The sequence below is a fragment of the Streptomyces sp. HUAS TT11 genome, from assembly GCF_051553595.1.
Taxonomy (GTDB): domain Bacteria; phylum Actinomycetota; class Actinomycetes; order Streptomycetales; family Streptomycetaceae; genus Streptomyces.
Window position 1 is genome coordinate 7,263,871 of record NZ_CP196184.1, and the last position, 16,932, is coordinate 7,280,802.

General features: G+C 72.1%; 16 protein-coding genes and 1 pseudogene. 8 read left to right on the forward strand and 9 right to left on the reverse strand.

Annotation, left to right across the window (positions count from 1 at the left end):
- Positions 1–5: 5 nt before the first annotated feature.
- Entirely contained in the window at positions 6–593 is a 588-nt protein-coding gene (locus ACSHXN_RS32470; RefSeq protein ID WP_356112925.1) for a histidine phosphatase family protein, read from the forward strand.
- Here ACSHXN_RS32470 and ACSHXN_RS32475 read toward each other — a convergent pair.
- The 4 genes from ACSHXN_RS32475 to ACSHXN_RS32490 form a co-directional block, all read right to left on the reverse strand.
- Positions 576–1,052 carry a DUF6314 family protein gene (locus ACSHXN_RS32475; RefSeq protein WP_355800958.1) on the reverse strand — a complete coding sequence of 159 codons (477 nt, stop codon included), beginning with the start codon at positions 1,050–1,052 and terminating at the stop codon, positions 576–578. The genes ACSHXN_RS32470 and ACSHXN_RS32475 overlap by 18 nt on opposite strands.
- Before the next feature lie 79 nt (positions 1,053–1,131).
- Positions 1,132–1,575 carry a carboxymuconolactone decarboxylase family protein gene (locus ACSHXN_RS32480; RefSeq protein WP_355135454.1) on the reverse strand — a complete coding sequence of 148 codons (444 nt, stop codon included), beginning with the start codon at positions 1,573–1,575 and terminating at the stop codon, positions 1,132–1,134.
- Positions 1,572–1,994 carry a MerR family transcriptional regulator gene (locus ACSHXN_RS32485; RefSeq protein WP_355135452.1) on the reverse strand — a complete coding sequence of 141 codons (423 nt, stop codon included), beginning with the start codon at positions 1,992–1,994 and terminating at the stop codon, positions 1,572–1,574. The genes ACSHXN_RS32480 and ACSHXN_RS32485 overlap by 4 nt, the downstream gene beginning before the upstream one ends.
- 51 nt (positions 1,995–2,045) lie before the next feature.
- The gene (locus ACSHXN_RS32490; RefSeq protein WP_438304663.1) at positions 2,046–3,278 is read right to left on the reverse strand and encodes a cysteine desulfurase; all 1,233 of its coding nucleotides are present in this window, start codon (positions 3,276–3,278) and stop codon (positions 2,046–2,048) included.
- An 89-nt stretch (positions 3,279–3,367) separates the two neighbouring features.
- Here ACSHXN_RS32490 and ACSHXN_RS32495 point away from each other — a divergent pair, with 89 nt between their 5' ends.
- From ACSHXN_RS32495 to ACSHXN_RS32525, 7 genes are all read left to right on the forward strand, one after another.
- Positions 3,368–3,955 (forward strand): ABATE domain-containing protein, encoded by a 588-nt coding sequence (locus tag ACSHXN_RS32495; RefSeq protein WP_355135448.1) that lies wholly within the window; start codon positions 3,368–3,370, stop codon positions 3,953–3,955.
- Positions 3,956–4,372: 417 nt separating this feature from the next.
- Positions 4,373–7,030, forward strand: coding sequence for a YfhO family protein (locus ACSHXN_RS32500; RefSeq protein WP_438304665.1), 2,658 nt, complete (start codon positions 4,373–4,375; stop codon positions 7,028–7,030).
- A gap of 388 nt (positions 7,031–7,418) precedes the next feature.
- The gene (gene argC, locus ACSHXN_RS32505) at positions 7,419–8,447 is read left to right on the forward strand and encodes an N-acetyl-gamma-glutamyl-phosphate reductase (protein ID WP_355135446.1); all 1,029 of its coding nucleotides are present in this window, start codon (positions 7,419–7,421) and stop codon (positions 8,445–8,447) included.
- Complete coding sequence (gene argJ / locus ACSHXN_RS32510) at positions 8,444–9,595, forward strand: bifunctional glutamate N-acetyltransferase/amino-acid acetyltransferase ArgJ (protein WP_438304667.1); 1,152 nt, start codon at positions 8,444–8,446, stop codon at positions 9,593–9,595. The genes argC and argJ overlap by 4 nt, the downstream gene beginning before the upstream one ends.
- Positions 9,592–10,506 carry an acetylglutamate kinase gene (gene argB / locus ACSHXN_RS32515; RefSeq protein ID WP_355135442.1) on the forward strand — a complete coding sequence of 305 codons (915 nt, stop codon included), beginning with the start codon at positions 9,592–9,594 and terminating at the stop codon, positions 10,504–10,506. The genes argJ and argB overlap by 4 nt, the downstream gene beginning before the upstream one ends.
- A complete protein-coding gene (locus tag ACSHXN_RS32520) occupies positions 10,503–11,711 on the forward strand; it encodes an acetylornithine transaminase (RefSeq protein WP_355135440.1) in 1,209 nt (402 codons plus the stop codon). The genes argB and ACSHXN_RS32520 overlap by 4 nt, the downstream gene beginning before the upstream one ends.
- 7 nt (positions 11,712–11,718) lie before the next feature.
- The gene (locus tag ACSHXN_RS32525; RefSeq protein ID WP_059125623.1) at positions 11,719–12,255 is read left to right on the forward strand and encodes an arginine repressor; all 537 of its coding nucleotides are present in this window, start codon (positions 11,719–11,721) and stop codon (positions 12,253–12,255) included.
- Positions 12,256–12,309: 54 nt separating this feature from the next.
- On the opposite strand, the gene ACSHXN_RS32530 is transcribed toward ACSHXN_RS32525, so the two are convergent.
- The 5 genes and pseudogenes from ACSHXN_RS32530 to ACSHXN_RS32550 form a co-directional block, all read right to left on the reverse strand.
- Positions 12,310–13,098, reverse strand: coding sequence for an FAD:protein FMN transferase (locus ACSHXN_RS32530; RefSeq protein ID WP_356291113.1), 789 nt, complete (start codon positions 13,096–13,098; stop codon positions 12,310–12,312).
- A gap of 21 nt (positions 13,099–13,119) precedes the next feature.
- Positions 13,120–13,572: pseudogene (locus tag ACSHXN_RS32535) on the reverse strand (FMN-binding protein); the annotation flags it as partial.
- Between the two features lie 28 nt (positions 13,573–13,600).
- The gene (locus ACSHXN_RS32540) at positions 13,601–14,938 is read right to left on the reverse strand and encodes a ferredoxin reductase family protein (protein ID WP_355135549.1); all 1,338 of its coding nucleotides are present in this window, start codon (positions 14,936–14,938) and stop codon (positions 13,601–13,603) included.
- Between the two features lie 124 nt (positions 14,939–15,062).
- Positions 15,063–15,557 carry an FMN-binding protein gene (locus ACSHXN_RS32545; RefSeq protein ID WP_356112918.1) on the reverse strand — a complete coding sequence of 165 codons (495 nt, stop codon included), beginning with the start codon at positions 15,555–15,557 and terminating at the stop codon, positions 15,063–15,065.
- Between the two features lie 7 nt (positions 15,558–15,564).
- Positions 15,565–16,914, reverse strand: a complete 1,350-nt coding sequence (locus tag ACSHXN_RS32550) for a ferredoxin reductase family protein (RefSeq protein WP_355135432.1) — start codon at positions 16,912–16,914, stop codon at positions 15,565–15,567.
- Positions 16,915–16,932 lie beyond the last annotated feature (18 nt).

Genomic DNA, 16,932 nt, shown 5'->3' on the forward strand with positions numbered 1-16,932 from the left:
GCCGCATGCATCTTCGGGTCACGTTCGTCGCCGCGGCGCGCAGCTCCTCGCTGCTCGCGGAGCGCTTCGAGGACGACCGGCCGCTGGACCAGGCCGGCTGGGACGAGGTGCAGCGTGCCGCGGAAGACCTGGTGCCGCTGGCGGCTGCCGAGCTGCGCTACTGCTCGCCGACCCCGCGGAGCCGGGCGACCGGGGACGCGCTCGGATACGCCCCCCTGGTGCAGCCGGCGCTGCGGGACTGCAACATGGGCCGCTGGAGCGGACTGACGCTGGGCGAGGCCATGGCCCGGGAACCGGCGGCGGTGGACGCCTGGCTCGCCGATCCCCGCTCCGCGCCGCACGGCGGAGAGCCCCTGATGTCCTTCATCTCCCGGGTGGGCGGCTGGCTCGAGACCCGTCCGGTCGAGGACGGCAGCCGTATCGTCGCCGTGACGGAGCCGTCGGTGGTGCGGGCGGCGCTCGTCTACGCGTTGCGGGCACAGCCGTCGGCGTACTGGAACATCGATGTGCGCCCCCTGTCGACGGTCACGCTCGCCGGCCGCAACGGACGCTGGAACCTCCGGCTGGAGGCCCCGTCACAGGGACGGGGCTGACTCCAGCCGCTCGCGCGTGTAGTCGGTGGTCAGGACGAGGGCCTTCGCGGGCCCGCCGACCCGCCAGACCGTCCGCCAGTGGTCCTCGTCGTGGACCGTGAACTCGCCGCGGTAGAGGTCCGCGGCGCAAGGGTGCTCGGTGAGATGGCGGCCGCTCGTGAGGTCGAGGTCGTGGAACGGGCGGCCGTCGGCGAACCGCACCTGAGAGGCACCCGCGGACGGCCCGGGCAGGAACCGCAGCGTCCGCTCGGCCGGACGCGGGGTGCCCTGCCACACGAACGTGCCCGACTCGTGGTGCAGCAGCCCGTCCCCGCCGTCCTCCAGGGGCGAGAACAGGGTCGTCCCGCCGAACCGGCCCTCCTCGCCGCTCGCGAGGTCCCGCACGATGCGCTCCACGCGCCAGCGCCCGGCGAGATGGGCCAGCAGGTCCCGCACGGGCCAGAACTCACGATCCACCATGCGTTCGACCCTACGTCCCGCGCCGCCGTGCCCGGCACGGTGCCGGGCTTCCCGTGGATCACGCCGGCCTTCCGGTGGATCAGGCGGCGGGAGAGGAGGCCGGCTCCTGCGGGGACCGCCCTCCGAGCGGCAGCAGCCCGCGCTCGGCGAAGACCTGCTTCGCGGCGAAGGTCGCGTTCAGTGCCCTGGGCATGCCGCAGTAGACCGCCGAGTGGAGCAGGGCCTCCACGATCTGCTCAGGCGTGAGACCCACGTTGAGTGCCGCGTTGACGTGCACGTCCAGCTGGGCCTCGCAGCCGCCGAGCGCCGTCAGCATGCCCAGCGTCACCAGCTGGCGGTCGCGCGGGGCGAGCTCCGGCCGGTCGTAGACGTCCCCGAAGGCCCAGGCGACGATCTGGTGGCCGAGCTCCGGGCTGACGTCGGCGAGCGCGTCCACGACCCGCTCTCCGGCCCGGCCGTCGACCCGCTTCAGGACCTCCAGCCCATGGGCGAAACGCTCTTCACGGGAGGTGCTCGTGTTCATGCCGGTTCATCCGTCCCCGGCTGCCCTTCGAGCAGCCGCTCATAGTGGTCGATCTTGTCGTCCAGCGCGGCCGCGTTGCGGCGCAGGGCGCGGATCCGCCGCGCCACCGCGGCGCGGTGCTCCCGGAGCATCGCCAGCCGGTCGGCGACCGTGGCGTCGCCCCGGGATCGCAGCGCGGCGAAGCGCTGCATCTCGGCGATCGGCATGCCCGTCTCGCGCAGCCTCAGCAGGAACTCCAGCCAGGCCAGATCGGCGGCCGCGTAACGCCGCTGGTTGCCGCCGGTCCGGCCGACCCGCTCGATCAGACCGGCCTTCTCGTAGTAGCGCAGCGTGTCGTGTGTGAGGCCGGTGCGCTCGGCGACCTGGGCGATGGTGAGGGTCGGCTCCCCGCCGGGGGTGACAGGTTCCGCGCTGGTCATGGACAAGACCGTAGGACCTGGAGCGCGCTCCAGGTCAAGTGCTCCCGTCCGTCATCCCCCGAAGTAGGCCTGGGCTGCGCGGACACCCTCGACCAGGGCGTCCACCTCGTCCGGTGTGTTGTACACGTAGAAGGTCGCCCGGGTTGTTGCCGGGATGCCGTAGCGGCGCACGACCGGGCGGGCGCAGTGGTGACCCACGCGGACCGCGACACCCCGTTCGTCCAGGACCTGGCCGACGTCGTGCGGGTGGATGCGGTCGACCGTGAAGGACACGGCCGATCCGCGGTCGGAGAGGTCCCGCGGGCCGACGATGTGTACGCCCGGGAGCTCGCCGAGCAGGTCCAGGGCACGGGCGGTGAGCCGGTCCTCGTGCGCGGCCACCGCGTCCATGCCCAGCGCCCGGAGGTAGTCCACCGCTGCCGCGAGGCCGACCGCCTGAGCGGTCATCGGCACACCCGCCTCGAAGCGCTGGGGCGGCGGCAGGAAGGTGGTGCGGTCCATCTCGACGATCTCGATCATCGACCCGCCGGTCAGGAAGGGCGGGAGGGCGGCGAGGAGCTCGCGCCTGCCCCACAGCACGCCGACGCCGCTCGGGCCCAGCATCTTGTGCCCGGAGAAGGCCAGGAAGTCGGCGCCCAGTTCGCCCACGTCGACCGGCCGGTGGGGCACCGACTGGGCACCGTCGACGACAACGAGCGCACCGAACGCGTGGGCCCGGTCGGCGAGCGCCCGTACGGGGTTGATGGTGCCGAGGACGTTGGACTGGTGCGCGAGGGCGAGCACCTTGGTGCGCTCGTCCAGGAGTTCGTCGACCCGGGTGAGGTCGAGGCGGCCGTCGTCGGTGAGGCCGAACCAGTCCAGCGTCGCCCCGGTGCGCTCGGCGAGCTGCTGCCAGGGCACCAGGTTGGCGTGGTGCTCCATCTCCGTCACCACGATCCGGTCGCCGGGTCCGAGCCTGCGGTCGTTGCCCAGGGCGTAGGCGACGAGATTGATGCCCTCGGTGGTGTTCTTGGTGAAGACCACCTCGTCGTCGTCGGCGCCGATGAACCGGGCGACGGTCTGCCGGGCGTTCTCGTACGCGTCCGTCGCCTCCCCCGCCAGCCGGTGTGCGCCGCGGTGCACGGCGGCGTTGTGCCGGAGGTAGAAGTCCCGCTCGGCGTCGAGGACCTGGAGCGGCTTCTGCGTGGTGGCGCCGGAGTCCAGGTAGACGAGGGGGGCACCGCCCTCGACCGTCCGTTCCAGGATCGGGAAGTCCTTGCGCAGGGCGTCCACGTCGAAGGCCACGGCCTCTCACCTCTCACGGTATCTGCTGCGATTCTCCGTGATGAACGCTAGGTCTTCTCACGGAGAATCGCAAGCATTAGCATGAGAGCGTGGATCACGACCACCCTGTCTACCTGCACCAGCTCCCGGTTCCCGGGGAGGAGCGCTATGCCTCCCTGGCCCTGGTCAACACGCGTTTCACCGTCAGTCACGGCCCTGTCGACCTGCTCGACGGCAGGGAGGCCGCGCATCTGTGGCTCGTCCGGCACGGGCTGCTGCCGGACAGGGTCGCGTTGAACGGCAGGCAGTCCGGGCGGCTGCTGGGCCTGCGCGAGGCGCTGCGCGCGCTGTTCCAGGCCCACGAGTCCCACCGGATCCCCTCGGCGCAGGACCTCGCGAACCTGAACGCCGCACTGGCGGCGGCGCCCGCCACCCCCCGGCTGGCCTGGACGGCCGACGGCCCGCACCGCTGCGACGAGCCGGACGCCGGCAACCCGGCCGCCGCCGCACTGTCCGTGCTGGCGGAGGACGCCACCGAACTGCTCACCGGCCCCGAGGCCGACCAGCTCACCGAGTGCGCCGCGCAGGGCTGTGCCCGCTGGTTCCTGCGCTCGCACGGAGCTCGGCGCTGGTGCACGACGAAGTGCGGCAACCGGGTGCGGGCGGCCCGGGCCTACGCGGCACGCAAGGCGCGCTGAACGATCCCCGGCGGTCGGGTTTCATTTACCCGCAATTCATGTGCGGATCGGCTTTCCTTTTCCTTCCGGTGAAGGTGTGCATCGGCTTGGGGCGGGCGCTTTCGGAATTGATCCCACCACTTTCCGGAAGCGGCACAACCTTTCGGAATCAACGCCCGTCTCAGCTGGCGAAATGAGACGCGCCGGGGGAGGCACGCCCCCGGACGGGGACGCCGTGCGTCCCACGGTTATCAGGGGGGCTCGCCAAGAAATGCATCGCTCGACCCTGCCCACGGCCGCCGTACCGGCGTCGCCCCCGGCGCCGCGTGGCACGCCTCACGGGACCTCGCCGCGACGTCCGGACAGGAACTGGATGTGAAACCGACAACCCGGCCGGAGCCGAGGACCGGGACCGTACGCCGTGACAAGGCGCCGTCCGTGCCCGCGCAACGCCGGCCCATCGAGCCCCGCGCGACGACCGGACGCCCTTCACGGCTCCGGCTGCCGATCGGACCGAGGCAGTCCGCCGCCCTGCTGGCCGCGGCCCTCACCGTCACGGTGTTCTGCGCCGCCGGCGCCGTCGCCCGCAGCTTCCCCTTCGGTCCCCGCACCCGCAGTATCAACGACATGGGCAACCAGTACGTGCCCTACCACGCCCATCTGTGGGACCTGCTGCACGGAAGGGCCGACGGCGGACTCCTCGTCAACTGGCAGTCGGGGTTCGGCGCCAGCTTCCTGCCTGACCTCGGCACCTATCTGACCAGCCCCTTCGCCCTGCTGGTCGCCGTGTTCCCACGGGACGGGATCGACCTCGCGGTGTACGTGATCACCGTGCTCAAAACGGCGACGGCCGGCGCCGTCATGGCCTGGCTGCTGCTCCGTCTGCGGCCCGGCCGCTGGTGGGCCGCGGGACTGCTGGGCGCCTCCTACGCGCTGTGCGGCTGGAGCGTGGCGGACGCCTCGTACAACCCGATGTGGCTCGACGGCCTCATCGGCCTGCCCCTGTTGTGCCTGGTCGGGGAGTGGGCACTGAACGGGCGCCGCCGGCTCCCCGGGGTGCTCCTGGTCGCCCTCGTGTGGATCGCCAACTTCTACACGGGATACATGGCCACCATCGGCGCCGCCCTGGTGCTGCTGGTCCGGCTGCTCCTCGCCGGCCTCACCCGCCGGCAGGCGCTGGCCGCCGCGGGCCGGGCCGCGCTCACCTTCGCCCTCGGCATGGGCCTGGCCGCCCCGCTGGTGGCGGTGGTGTACTTCGGCACCAAGCACGCCTCGCCGGGCAGGTTCACCGGGTTCGAGCCCGTGGCGGGCCAGGACCTGCTGGCCCGGCTGCTGCCGACGACGTACAGCTTCGGTACACCGGCCGTGTACGTGGGCATCACGGCGCTGGTGCTGGCCCTCGCCCTGCCGTTCCACCGGGCGGTGCCCCGGCGGGTGCGCGCCGGATGGACGGTGCCGGTGATCGCGGTGACGCTGTCGATGCAGTGGACGCCCACCCATCTGTTCTGGCACGCCTTCACCACCCCGCAGGGCAGTCCGTACCGCGAGGCCTTCGTCGTGTGCGCGCTGCTCGTCGTCGCCGCCTGGTACGCCCTCTCGTACGGGCCGCCCGACCGGCGCGCGCTGATCGCCGCGAGCGTGCTGCTGGCACTGATCACCGCACTCGCGAGCCGCAGCGGCCTGGTCCGTTCCTTCGCGTGGCCGGTGCTCGGGCTCGCCGCCGCGGGCACGCTTGCCGGACTGGCCCTCTACGCCGGGACGCAACGCGGGCGACTCGCCGCGGGCGGGCACCGCGCCCTGCTCGTCGGCTGCGCCGTGGCGCTGCTCGTCGGCACGCAACTCGGGGAGACCACGGCCACCACCGCCGCGGCCACCCGGATGCGGCTCTCGCGCATGGACGACTACGCCCCCTGGGGGGCGCGCCAGCAGCAGCAGTCGGAGGCGATCGAGAAGGCCGACGGCTGGCCCCGGTACCGCACGGACCCGGGCCGGGAGCAGACGGTCGGCAACGACCCGATGCTGCTGGGCGGCCAGGGGGCCCAGTACTACAGCAGCCACACCTCCGACGTCCTCAGCACTCTGATCACCGAGCTCGGGGGCGGCTGGACCTCGCGGGGGCGAAATCTGCAGAGCATCGACAACGCCGTCACGGACGTGATCTTCTCCGTCGGGGCGCGGGTGCACTCCCCGCCCGACCCGTATCAGAACTGGTTCCCGCAGGACGGGAGCCACGTATACGTGACCCGCCAGGATGTACCGCCCCTGGTCACGGTGCGGCCGTCGGTGCCCGCCGGCACACGCACGGGCACGTCCTCGTTCGGACCGTCGCCCTACCGCAACCAGGAACTGCTGCTGGGCGCCCGGGTCTACGCGGTGCCCCGCATCACGGTGCGCGACGCCGCCGGACAGCCGCTGGACCGGGATGCCGCCGGGCGGCGGGGCCGGCGCGTCGAGGCGGTCCCCGCCGGGAGCACCGTGCCGGGGCCGACGATCACGGCCGACTGCCGGGCCGGCAGCGAGGTCTACCTGTGGGCTCCGGACTTCTCGGGAACCGCGCGGCTGGGCGGCACCCGGGCCCCCGCACCGACCGGGCGGTTCCGGTCCGACCACGGAGTCACCAAGATCGCCGCCATGGAGCGCCTCGGGCGGGTGCCGGCGTCCGGGCACCTCCGGATCGAGCTGTCCCCCGATCGGACGAGCCTCGTACCGGACGGTGCGGTCGGATGCCTTGACACCACGGCACTGGACGGGGTCGTCCAGCGGCTCAAGGACACCGGCGCCGGCCGGCTGACCGTCTCCGACGGCACCGTCCGGGCCGAACTGCCGGCCGGCAGCACCGGGACGGCGGTCCTCGCGGCCCCCCGGATCGCCGGGTGGCGCTGTGCAACGGGCGACGGTCCCGCGACCCCCGCGGGGGAGTACCACGGGTTGATCGCCGTCCCCCTCGACGGTTCCTCGACCAGCCTCACGTGTACGTTCCACCCGCCGGGTCTGCGGCTGGGCTCGGCCGTCGGCGGCGCCACGCTGCTGACCCTGATCGTGCTCACGGCTCTCCCCGCCGTCCGCCGGCGACGTACGGCGGTCACCATGAATTGACGCGTTGCTTCCTTGCGCGCGCCGTGAATGCATGCCGGTTCCGGGGCGATTTCCCGACTTCTCGGCGGTAGGGGCCATCGATCTCGTTCCACGTCCATGGCTTTGTTCGGTGTTCCCCGTTTGTTGACCTGTTTCTCGGCAGGCCTCCGTCCTGCGTTGGGGCCGGATCTGTTTTCCTGAACGCGGGGTCCATCCGGGGGAGCGGCCGCAGTGGCGGGAATTGAACGCCACTGTCCCCGACCACGGCCGCACCCCCGGTACCCCCGCGTCTTCCGCAGGCTTGTGACGCCGTCGTCCGCCCTCCCCGTGGCGCGACACCGGACCCCGTGACCGGTATTGCATAAACGTGCAGCGAAACGTATAGTCATGCCATCCAGGAGGAGGGTTCATGACGGTACGTGCGGCGGTGGCCGGAGCGAGCGGCTACGCGGGCGGGGAGTTGCTGCGTCTGCTTCTGGCGCATCCCGGGATCGAGATCGGCACCCTGACCGGCAACTCCAACGCCGGGCAGAGGCTCGGCGCGCTCCAGCCGCATCTGCTGCCCCTGGCCGATCGCATGCTGGAGGAGACCACCCCCGAGGCGCTCGCCGGACACGACGTCGTCTTCCTCGCGCTGCCCCACGGGCAGTCGGCGGCCGTCGCCGAGCGACTCGGTCCGGACGTGCTCGTGATCGACATGGGCGCCGACTTCCGGCTGAATGACGCGGCCGACTGGGAGAGGTTCTACGGCACCCCGCACGCCGGAACCTGGCCCTACGGCCTCCCCGAACTGCCGGGTGCCCGCGCTGCGCTGGAGGGGTCCAAGCGCATCGCGGTACCCGGTTGCTATCCGACCGCCGTCTCGCTCGCGCTCTTCCCCGCCTATGCGGCGGGCCTCGCCGAGAACGAGGCCGTGATCGTCGCCGCCTCCGGCACCTCGGGGGCCGGCAAGGCGCCCAAGCCGCATCTACTCGGCAGTGAGGTCATGGGGTCGATGTCGCCGTACGGCGTCGGCGGCGTGCACCGGCACACCCCCGAGATCGTCCAGAACCTCGGCGCGGCCGCGGGCGGGGCCGTGACGGTCTCCTTCACGCCGACGCTCGCCCCGATGCCGCGCGGCATCCTCGCCACCTGCACCGCCAAGGCGAAGCCGGGTGTCACGGCGGAGTCGGTCCGCGCCGCCTACGACAAGGCGTTCGCCGACGAGCCCTTCGTCCACCTCCTGCCGCAGGGGCGGTGGCCCGCCACCGCGTCCGTCCACGGTTCCAACGCCGTTCAACTGCAGGTCGCATACGACGCCGCCGTGCACCGCATCATCGCGATCAGCGCCATGGACAACCTGACCAAGGGCACCGCGGGCGGTGCCGTCCAGAGCATGAACATCGCCCTCGGACTCGACGAGACCACCGGGCTTTCCACGATCGGAGTCGCACCGTGAGCGTCACCGCCGCCCAGGGGTTCACCGCCTCGGGCATCGCCGCAGGCATCAAGGCGAGCGGCAACCCGGACCTGGCCCTCGTGGTCAACAACGGTCCCCGCCGTGCCGCCGCGGGCGTCTTCACCTCCAACCGCGTCAAGGCCGCGCCGGTGCTGTGGTCGGAGCAGGTGATCAAGGCCGGCCAGGTCTCCGCGGTCGTGCTCAACTCCGGCGGCGCCAACGCCTGCACGGGGCCCAAAGGCTTCCAGGACGCGCACGCCACGGCCGAGAAGGTCGCGGACGTCCTCGGCCGCGGAGCCATCGAGGTCGCCGTCTGCTCCACCGGACTCATCGGCGTCCCGCTTCCGATGGACGTGCTCCTGCCGGGGGTCGAGAAGGCCGCGGCCCAGCTGTCCGAGCACGGCGGCGAGAAGGCCGCCATCGCCATCAAGACCACCGACACCGTCCACAAGACCTCCGTGGTGACCGGGGACGGCTGGACCGTGGGCGGCATGGCCAAGGGGGCGGGCATGCTCGCACCGGGCCTGGCGACCATGCTCGTCGTGCTCACCACGGACGCCGACGTCGAGTCGCAGACGCTGGACGAGGCCCTGCGGGCCGCCACCGCGGTGACCTTCGACCGCGTCGACTCCGACGGCTGCATGTCCACCAACGACACCGTGCTGCTGCTCGCCTCCGGTTCCGCCGGCATCGCCCCGGAGTACGGGGACTTCGCCGAGGCCGTGCGGGAGGTCTGCGCCGACCTCGGCCGGCAGCTCATCGGTGACGCCGAGGGCGCCAGCAAGGACATCAAGGTCGAGGTGGTGGGCGCCGCCTCCGAGGACGACGCCGTCGAGGTGGGCCGCTCCATCGCCCGCAACAACCTCCTCAAGTGCGCGATCCACGGCGAGGACCCCAACTGGGGCCGCGTCCTGTCGGCGATCGGCACCACGAAGGCCGTCTTCGAGCCGGATCGGCTCAACGTGGCCATCAACGGCGTCTGGGTCTGCAGGAACGGCTCCGTGGGTGAGGACCGCGAACTCGTCGACATGCGTTACCGCGAGGTGCACATCGTCGCCGACCTCGCCGCGGGCGCCGAGACCGCCACCATCTGGACCAACGACCTCACCGCCGACTACGTCCACGAGAACAGCGCCTACTCCTCATGAGCAACGGAACGACGCGTAAGCACACCGCGCTGCCCAAGGCCCAGATCCTCATCGAGGCGCTGCCCTGGCTGACCCGGCACCACGGCAAGACGATCGTCATCAAGTTCGGCGGAAACGCCATGGTGAACGACGAGCTGAAGGACGCCTTCGCCCAGGACGTCGTGTTCCTGCGGCACGCCGGCCTCAAGCCCGTCGTCGTGCACGGCGGCGGCCCGCAGATCAGCGCGGCCCTCGACCGGCACGGCATCGTCAGCGAGTTCAAGGCGGGTCTGCGCGTCACCACCGAGGAGGCCATGGACGTCGTGCGCATGGTGCTGGCCGGGCAGGTGCAGCGCGAGCTGGTCGGGCTGCTCAACCAGCACGGCCCGCTCGCCGTCGGCCTGACCGGCGAGGACGCGCACACCATCACCGCCACCAAGCACCATCCCCGGATCGACGGCGAACTGGTCGACATCGGGCGGGTGGGCGAGATCACCGCGATCGACACGGGCGCGATCGAGGCGCTGCTCGCCGACGGCCGCATCCCGGTCGTCTCGTCGATCGCCCGGAGTCAGGACGACGGACATGTCTACAACGTCAATGCTGATACGGCGGCTTCGGCACTCGCTGCGGCACTGGGCGCCGAAACCCTCATGGTCCTCACGGACGTCGAGGGTCTCTACGAGGACTGGCCCCACAGCGACGAGGTGATCAGCCGCCTCACGGCCGCCCAGCTGGAGAAGCTGCTGCCCGACCTGTCCTCCGGCATGGTGCCCAAGATGGAGGGCTGCCTGCACGCCGTGCGCAACGGCGTCAACACCGCCCGCGTCATCGACGGCCGGGTCCAGCACTCGATCCTGCTGGAGATCTTCACCGACGAGGGCATCGGCACGATGGTGCTGCCCGACAAGCACGAGGGGGACGACGCATGACGGGAACGACGGCCAACGAGGAGTTCACCCGGCGCTGGCAGGGCGCGCTCATGAACAACTACGGCACGCCGCGGCTCCCCCTCGTCCGGGGCGAGGGCGCAAGGCTGTGGGACGCCGAGGGCACGGAGTACCTCGACTTCGTCGGCGGCATCGCGGTCAATGCGCTCGGCCACGCCCACCCCGCGGTCGTCGAGGCCGTCAGCACGCAGATCGCCTCGCTCGGCCACGTCTCGAACCTGTTCATCGCCGAACCGCCCGTCGTCCTCGCCGAGCGTCTGCTCCAGCTCTTCGGCCGGGACGGCAAGGTGTTCTTCTGCAACTCCGGCGCCGAGGCCAACGAGGGTGCCTTCAAGATCGGCCGGCTGACCGGGCGCACCCATATGGTCGCCACCGAGGGCGGCTTCCACGGGCGCACCATGGGCGCCCTCGCACTCACCGGCCAGCCCGGCAAGCAGGAGCCCTTCCTGCCGCTGCCCGGCGAGGTCACCCACGTCCCCTACGGTGACGCCCAGGCCCTGGCCGCCGCGGTCACCGAGGACACCGCTCTGGTGATCATCGAGCCGATCCAGGGCGAGAACGGGGTGGTCGTCCCGCCCGCCGGGTATCTGAAGGCGGCCCGGGCGATCACCGCCGCCACCGGGGCGCTGCTCGTCCTGGACGAGGTGCAGACGGGCGTCGGCCGTACCGGGCACTGGTTCGAGTACCAGGCCCACGAGGGTGTCCTGCCCGATGTGGTCACCCTCGCCAAGGGCCTCGGCGGCGGGCTCCCGCTCGGCGCCACCGTGGCCTTCGGCCGGGCCGCCGGACTGCTACGGCCCGGACAGCACGGCACGACCTTCGGCGGCAATCCCGTCGCGTGCGCGGCCGGACTCGCCGTTCTCGACACCATCGAGGCCGAGGGACTGCTGGAGAACGTGAAGCGGCAGGGCGAGCGGCTGCGGGACGGGATCGAGTCGCTCGGGCACCCGCTCGTCGGGCATGTCCGGGGCTCGGGCCTGCTCCTGGGTATCGTGCTCACCGAGCCGCTGGCGCAGCAGACGCAGCAGGCGGCTCAGGACGCCGGTCTCCTGGTGAACGCGCCCGCCCCGAACGTCGTACGGCTGATGCCGCCGCTGAACATCGGCGACGACGAGGTGGAGGTGTTCCTCCGGGCGCTCCCCGGCGTCCTCGACGCAGGCAACGGGGACGGACGATCCGGGGAATGAGACGACGATGAGCCAGGCGCAGGACCACGACGCGGCGGGGCCATCCGTGCCTCAGACCCGCACCGCACGCCACCGCCGGATCGTGGACATCCTCAACCGGCAACCGGTGCGCTCCCAGAGCCAGTTGGCGAAGCTCCTCGCCGACGACGGGCTGAACGTCACCCAGGCGACGCTCTCCCGGGACCTGGACGAGCTGAACGCGGTGAAGATCCGCAACACCGACGGCGACCTCATCTACGCGGTTCCCAGCGAGGGCGGCTTCCGCACCCCGCGCGCCCCGCTCGGTGAGTCGGCCAAGGAGGAGCGGATGAGGCGCCTGTCCCAGGAACTGCTGATCTCCGCGGAAGCCTCCGCCAACCTCGTGGTCCTGCGTACGCCGCCCGGCGCGGCCCAGTTCCTCGCCTCGGCCATCGACCAGGCGGAACTGCACGACATCCTCGGCACGATCGCGGGCGACGACACGGTGCTGCTGATCAGCCGGGAGCCGAGCGGCGGCCAGGCACTGGCGGACCATCTGCTGCGGCTGGCGCAGAACCACCACTGAGCGGGAGAGGGGGGCACACCGGGCGGTGTGCCCCCCTTGCGCTGCCTGCCCGGGTCAGCCCAGGCGCGCCGCCAGCCCACCCGTGCACCGCACCTCGTCGCCCGCCGTGATCAGCAGGGCCTCCGCGTCCGGCAGGGACTCCAGCCAGTCCAGCGCCTGGCGCGAACCCATCGCGAAGGCCGCCGTCGCCCAGGCGTCCGCCCAGGTCAGCCGGGGACCCACCACGGTCACCGCCACGAGGTCGGTGACGGCCGACCTGCCGGTGCGCGGATCCACGATATGGGCGCCGCGCTCCGCTGTCCCCGAGGTGGCCACGGCCAGTTCGGCGGCGCCGGCCGCGGAGACCACCGCCGCGAGCCCGCCGGGGCGCAGCGGATCCGCGATCCCGACCCGCCAGGGCCGGTGCGGCCCGGGCACCCCGTACATCTGCACATCACCGCCGCCGTTGACACTCACCCCGTCGGCCCCGCTCGCCGCCAGGTGCCGCGCCGCGCGTTCGACGGCCCAGCCCTTCACGATCCCGGTCGGGTCGATCCGTCCCTCGTACCGCGTGCTGAACCAGCCGCCGCTGAGCCGCTCCGCCTCGGCGCCCGACGCGAGCACCTCGGCGACCTCCGGATCGCACTGCTCGACGGTCATCTCGCCCCGGGCCAGCCGCGAGACCTGGCTGTGCTCCCGGTAGGTGCTGAACACCTCGTCCACACGGTGCAGCCCGGCGATCGCCTCCTCCAGCGCGGTGCGCACGGCCCCCGGCTCACCACCGCGCACATCGAAGGAGACGACGGTGCCCATCACCTCTTCCGCATGGCGCAGCGCGGTCGGCACCCCCGCGGGGTCGGTCATCTGGTCGACCACTCAGCCACCGGCCTTGTCCAGGGCCGACTGCAGCGACTGCTTGTACCCGCCGCTGGTGTAGGTCGCCCCGGAGACCGCGTCGATGTCCGCGCTCTGCGCTGCGACGGCGGCCCGGTTCAGCCGGGGTACGGCCAGCGCGGTCTTCTGGTCGCTGAGCCCGCCCTTCGGCGCCTGTACGGCCTCGGCCGCGGTGATCCTGCCGCCGCTCAGCGTCAGGCGGACCTGGACGTTGCCGTACTGCGTCGTGGCCACGTCACCGGTGACGGTCCGTGCGCCCGTCGGCTGACCGCTGCCGCCCTGCGGCGACTCCTGGGCCGCCGCGCTCCGTTGCGCGGCGACACCGCCCGCGGCCTGGGCCGATGCCGGGTCGGACGCCGGCTTCAGTGCCAGCAGCAGCACGATGCCCGAGACCGTCGCGGCGCCGGCGAGCACGGCACGCCGGACGGGGTGACTCTTCCTCATCGCTCCCAAAGCTCCTGACTCCCGTCGCTCACATCTCGAACGACTCGTGATGGATACGGCGGGCAGGGACCCCCGCGCCGCGCAGTGCCTCGTACACCTGCTGTGCGAAGCCGGGCGGACCGCACATGAAGACGTCGTGCCGGTCGATGTCGGGCAGCTTGCGGCGCAGGGTGTCCGCGGAGATGTCGGGGCGTTCCCCCTCCGGGCTGTTGACCGCGTACATCAGCCGGGCCCCGCGTTCCTCGGCGATCTGGGCCAGCTCGTCCCACAGGGCCAGGTCCTGGGTGCTGTTGGCCCGGTACAGCAGTGTCAGGTCGCCCGCGGCGCCGGGCAGCGTCTCGAACAGCGCCCGCATCGGGGTGATGCCCACACCGCCCGCCACCAGCAGCACCTTGCCGCGGCTGCGCCGGTCGGCGGTGAGCGCCCCGTAGGGGCCTTCCGCCCACACCCGGGTGCCGGGTCGCAGATCGCGCAGCGCGGAGCTGTGGTCGCCGATCGCCTTGACCGTGATACGCAGCATGTTGGGGCGCGGAGCCGCCGACAGCGAGTAGGGATGTGAGCTGAAGCGCATGCCGGGAGCGAGGAAGCGCCAGCGGAAGAACTGCCCGGCGGCCGCCCCCATACGGTGCAGCTTCCGGCCGCTCATCAGGACCGAGACGATGCCGGGCGTCTCCTCGACGACGGCCTCGACCCGCAGCCGGTGGCGCATGTTGAGCCGGATCGGCGTGATGATCCGGTACCAGATCACCAGCGCGGTCACCGACCCGTAGAGCACGTACCAGGCCGTCCTCGCCCACGCCTGCGCAACGAACTCGTTGCCGGTCGACAGCTGATGCCAGAACGACAGGTAGGTGGCGGCGTAGGTGAGCAGATGGACGTGGTACCAGAGGTCGTAGGAGAGCCTGCGGCGGATCGGCCCGATCGAGATCAGGCCGATGAGCAGCAGCAGACCCGTGCCGATCGCCGCCTTGCCCACGTCCGGCAGTTGCTGCACCGAGTCGACGGTCTGCTGGACGATCCCGCCGAGCCCGGTGCCGGCCTGAAGGGCGTAGCCCCACATCGTCAGGAACAGATGGGCGAGGACGAGGCAGATGGTGTACCGGCCGGTCATCGCGTGCCAGCGGGCGACCCGGTCGGAGCCGACCCGGCGCTCCAGCGCGGGCACGCGTGCCATCTGCAGCACGACCAGCGCCATCAGATATCCGGCCAGCAGGCCGGTGATGCGCCCCGCGTTGAGGATCCGGCCGGAGTTGTCGGCGATGGACGGGGTGTTCGTCCACCACATCCAGATGACGCCCGCCGCCCCCGCCCACAGGGCGATCAGCAGCGGGACGGCAGGGGAGCGGCGTGGGCGGATGGCGCGCATCGTCTGGCGCCGCGCGGCGCGGCCACCGGCGATCGTGGACACGGTCTCCTCCGTGGTCCTCCGTGGGACGGGTGAGGCCAACGGCCCCCTTGGCCCAGAGGTACGTGAGGGAACGTCCATGCGTTCAACCGCCCAGCGAGTCCAACGCCGACTGGAGCGACTGCTGGTAACCCTGGCTCGTGTACGTGGCCCCGGAGACGACGTCGATGTCCGCGCTCTGCGCCGTCAGCGCCTCCCGGCGCAGCTGCGGGACGGCATAGCCGTTGATCTCCTGGTCCCTCGGACTCTCCTGCGGGTACGTCACGGCCGTCACATCGGTGAGCTTGCCGTTCTTCACCGTGATCCGGACCTGGACGGGGCCGTAACGGGTCGGTGCGGAATCGCCGGTGACGGTCCTCGTGCCCGCCGCGGTGGACCTGCCGGACCGGTCCGGACCCGAACCACCGGAACCGGCCGATCCGGCCGGCACGCTCGCGCCGCCGGACGGGGCGGGAGCGGCCGTGACGATGTGGGGCGCGGTGTGCGGCTTCATCGACAGCAGCAGCACCGCCCCCGAGACGGTGGCGGCGCTCGCGAGCACGATCCGCCGCAGTGGGCTTCTCCTCTTCAGCGTGTGCATGCTGGCCTCACAGCTCGAACGACTCGTGGTGGATACGGCGGTCGGGGACGCCGGCGGCGCACAGCGCCTCGTACATGTCCCCGGCGAATCCGGGCGGCCCGCACAGATAGACGTCGTGATCGGCCAGGCCCGGCACTGCGGCGAGGAGGGCGCCCGGCGTCAGCCGCGGGCGCGCGCCGTCCTCCCCGTTGAGGGCGTACAGCACCCGTGCACCGCGCCACCGGCCTATGGCCTCCAGCTCGGCGCCCAGGGCCAGGTCCTGTACCGAGCGCGCCCGGTACAGCAGGGTCACCTCGCCCGGGAGTGTTTCGAACAGGGCGCGCAGCGGGGTGACTCCGACGCCTCCCGCGATCAGCAGCGACTTGCCGGCGGAGCCCCGTTCCGCGGTCAGCGATCCGTACGGGCCCTCCGCCCACACCCGGGTGCCGGGCCGCAGCTGGGCCACCGACGCGCTGTGGTCGCCCAGCGCCTTGACGGTGATGCGCAGCCGGGTCCGGCGCGGCGGCGCCGACAGGGAGTACGGCGTCGACGTCCAGCGCAGGCCCTGGGCGAGGAAGCGCCACCGGAAGAACTGCCCGGGCCGGGCGCCCAGCTCGTCCAGACGCCGCCCCCGCATGACGACGGACCACACGCCCGGCGCTTCCCGGTGCACCGCCTCCACCCGCAGCCGGTGGCGCAGGTTCAGTCGCACCGGCGTGAGGACCCGGAACCACCCGACCAGGGCCGCCACGCTCAGATAGAGCGCATACCAGGCGGCCCGGGCCGGCGCGTTCCCGACGAACTCCCCGCCCAGCGCCAGCTGGTGACCGAAGGCGAGGAAGACCGCCCCGTACGTCAGCAGATGCACGTAGTACCAGAACTCGTGGCCGACCCGGCGGCGCACGGTGCGCACGGAGGTGATGCCCACGGCACACAGCACGAGCGTGCCGAAGGTGGCCTTGAGCATCTCCGGGTAGTGCAGCACCACGGTGACCGTCTCGTGCACGATCGAGGCCCGGTCCTGGGCGGCGTACCCGGCCAGGACCAGCACGACGTGCGCGACCAGCAGGCAGACCGTGTACCGCCCGGCCATCGCGTGCCAGCGCGTCACCCGGTCCGATCCGATGCGCCGCTCCAGAAGCGGGACGCGGGCCATCAGCCCGACCAGGACCGCGCAGGAGTAGCCGCACAGCAGCCCGGCGATCCGCCCGGCCCCGAGGAGCCAGCCGGCCGTTCCCACCACGGAGCCGGTGTCCTGCCACCACAAGGCGACCACGGCGGCAGCCCCGGCCCACAGGAGGGTCAGCACCGGGGCCGCCGGGGATCGCCTGGCGACCGGCGGCGCGAGCGGCGCCTGCTGCTGGTACACCGTGGTCATGATCGGTTCCTTTCCGGC

Bases quoted from the DNA above. Each gene is read 5' to 3' on its own strand.
- ACSHXN_RS32470 (WP_356112925.1), top strand. From the start codon at position 6: ATGCATCTTCGGGTCACGTTCGTCGCCGCGGCGCGCAGCTCCTCGCTG.
- ACSHXN_RS32475 (WP_355800958.1), bottom strand. From the start codon at position 1,052: ATGGTGGATCGTGAGTTCTGGCCCGTGCGGGACCTGCTGGCCCATCTC.
- ACSHXN_RS32480 (WP_355135454.1), bottom strand. From the start codon at position 1,575: ATGAACACGAGCACCTCCCGTGAAGAGCGTTTCGCCCATGGGCTGGAG.
- ACSHXN_RS32485 (WP_355135452.1), bottom strand. From the start codon at position 1,994: ATGACCAGCGCGGAACCTGTCACCCCCGGCGGGGAGCCGACCCTCACC.
- argC (WP_355135446.1), top strand. From the start codon at position 7,419: ATGACGGTACGTGCGGCGGTGGCCGGAGCGAGCGGCTACGCGGGCGGG.
- argB (WP_355135442.1), top strand. From the start codon at position 9,592: ATGAGCAACGGAACGACGCGTAAGCACACCGCGCTGCCCAAGGCCCAG.
- ACSHXN_RS32520 (WP_355135440.1), top strand. From the start codon at position 10,503: ATGACGGGAACGACGGCCAACGAGGAGTTCACCCGGCGCTGGCAGGGC.
- ACSHXN_RS32525 (WP_059125623.1), top strand. From the start codon at position 11,719: ATGAGCCAGGCGCAGGACCACGACGCGGCGGGGCCATCCGTGCCTCAG.
- ACSHXN_RS32530 (WP_356291113.1), bottom strand. From the start codon at position 13,098: ATGACCGACCCCGCGGGGGTGCCGACCGCGCTGCGCCATGCGGAAGAG.
- ACSHXN_RS32540 (WP_355135549.1), bottom strand. From the start codon at position 14,938: ATGCGCGCCATCCGCCCACGCCGCTCCCCTGCCGTCCCGCTGCTGATC.
- ACSHXN_RS32545 (WP_356112918.1), bottom strand. From the start codon at position 15,557: ATGCACACGCTGAAGAGGAGAAGCCCACTGCGGCGGATCGTGCTCGCG.
- ACSHXN_RS32550 (WP_355135432.1), bottom strand. From the start codon at position 16,914: ATGACCACGGTGTACCAGCAGCAGGCGCCGCTCGCGCCGCCGGTCGCC.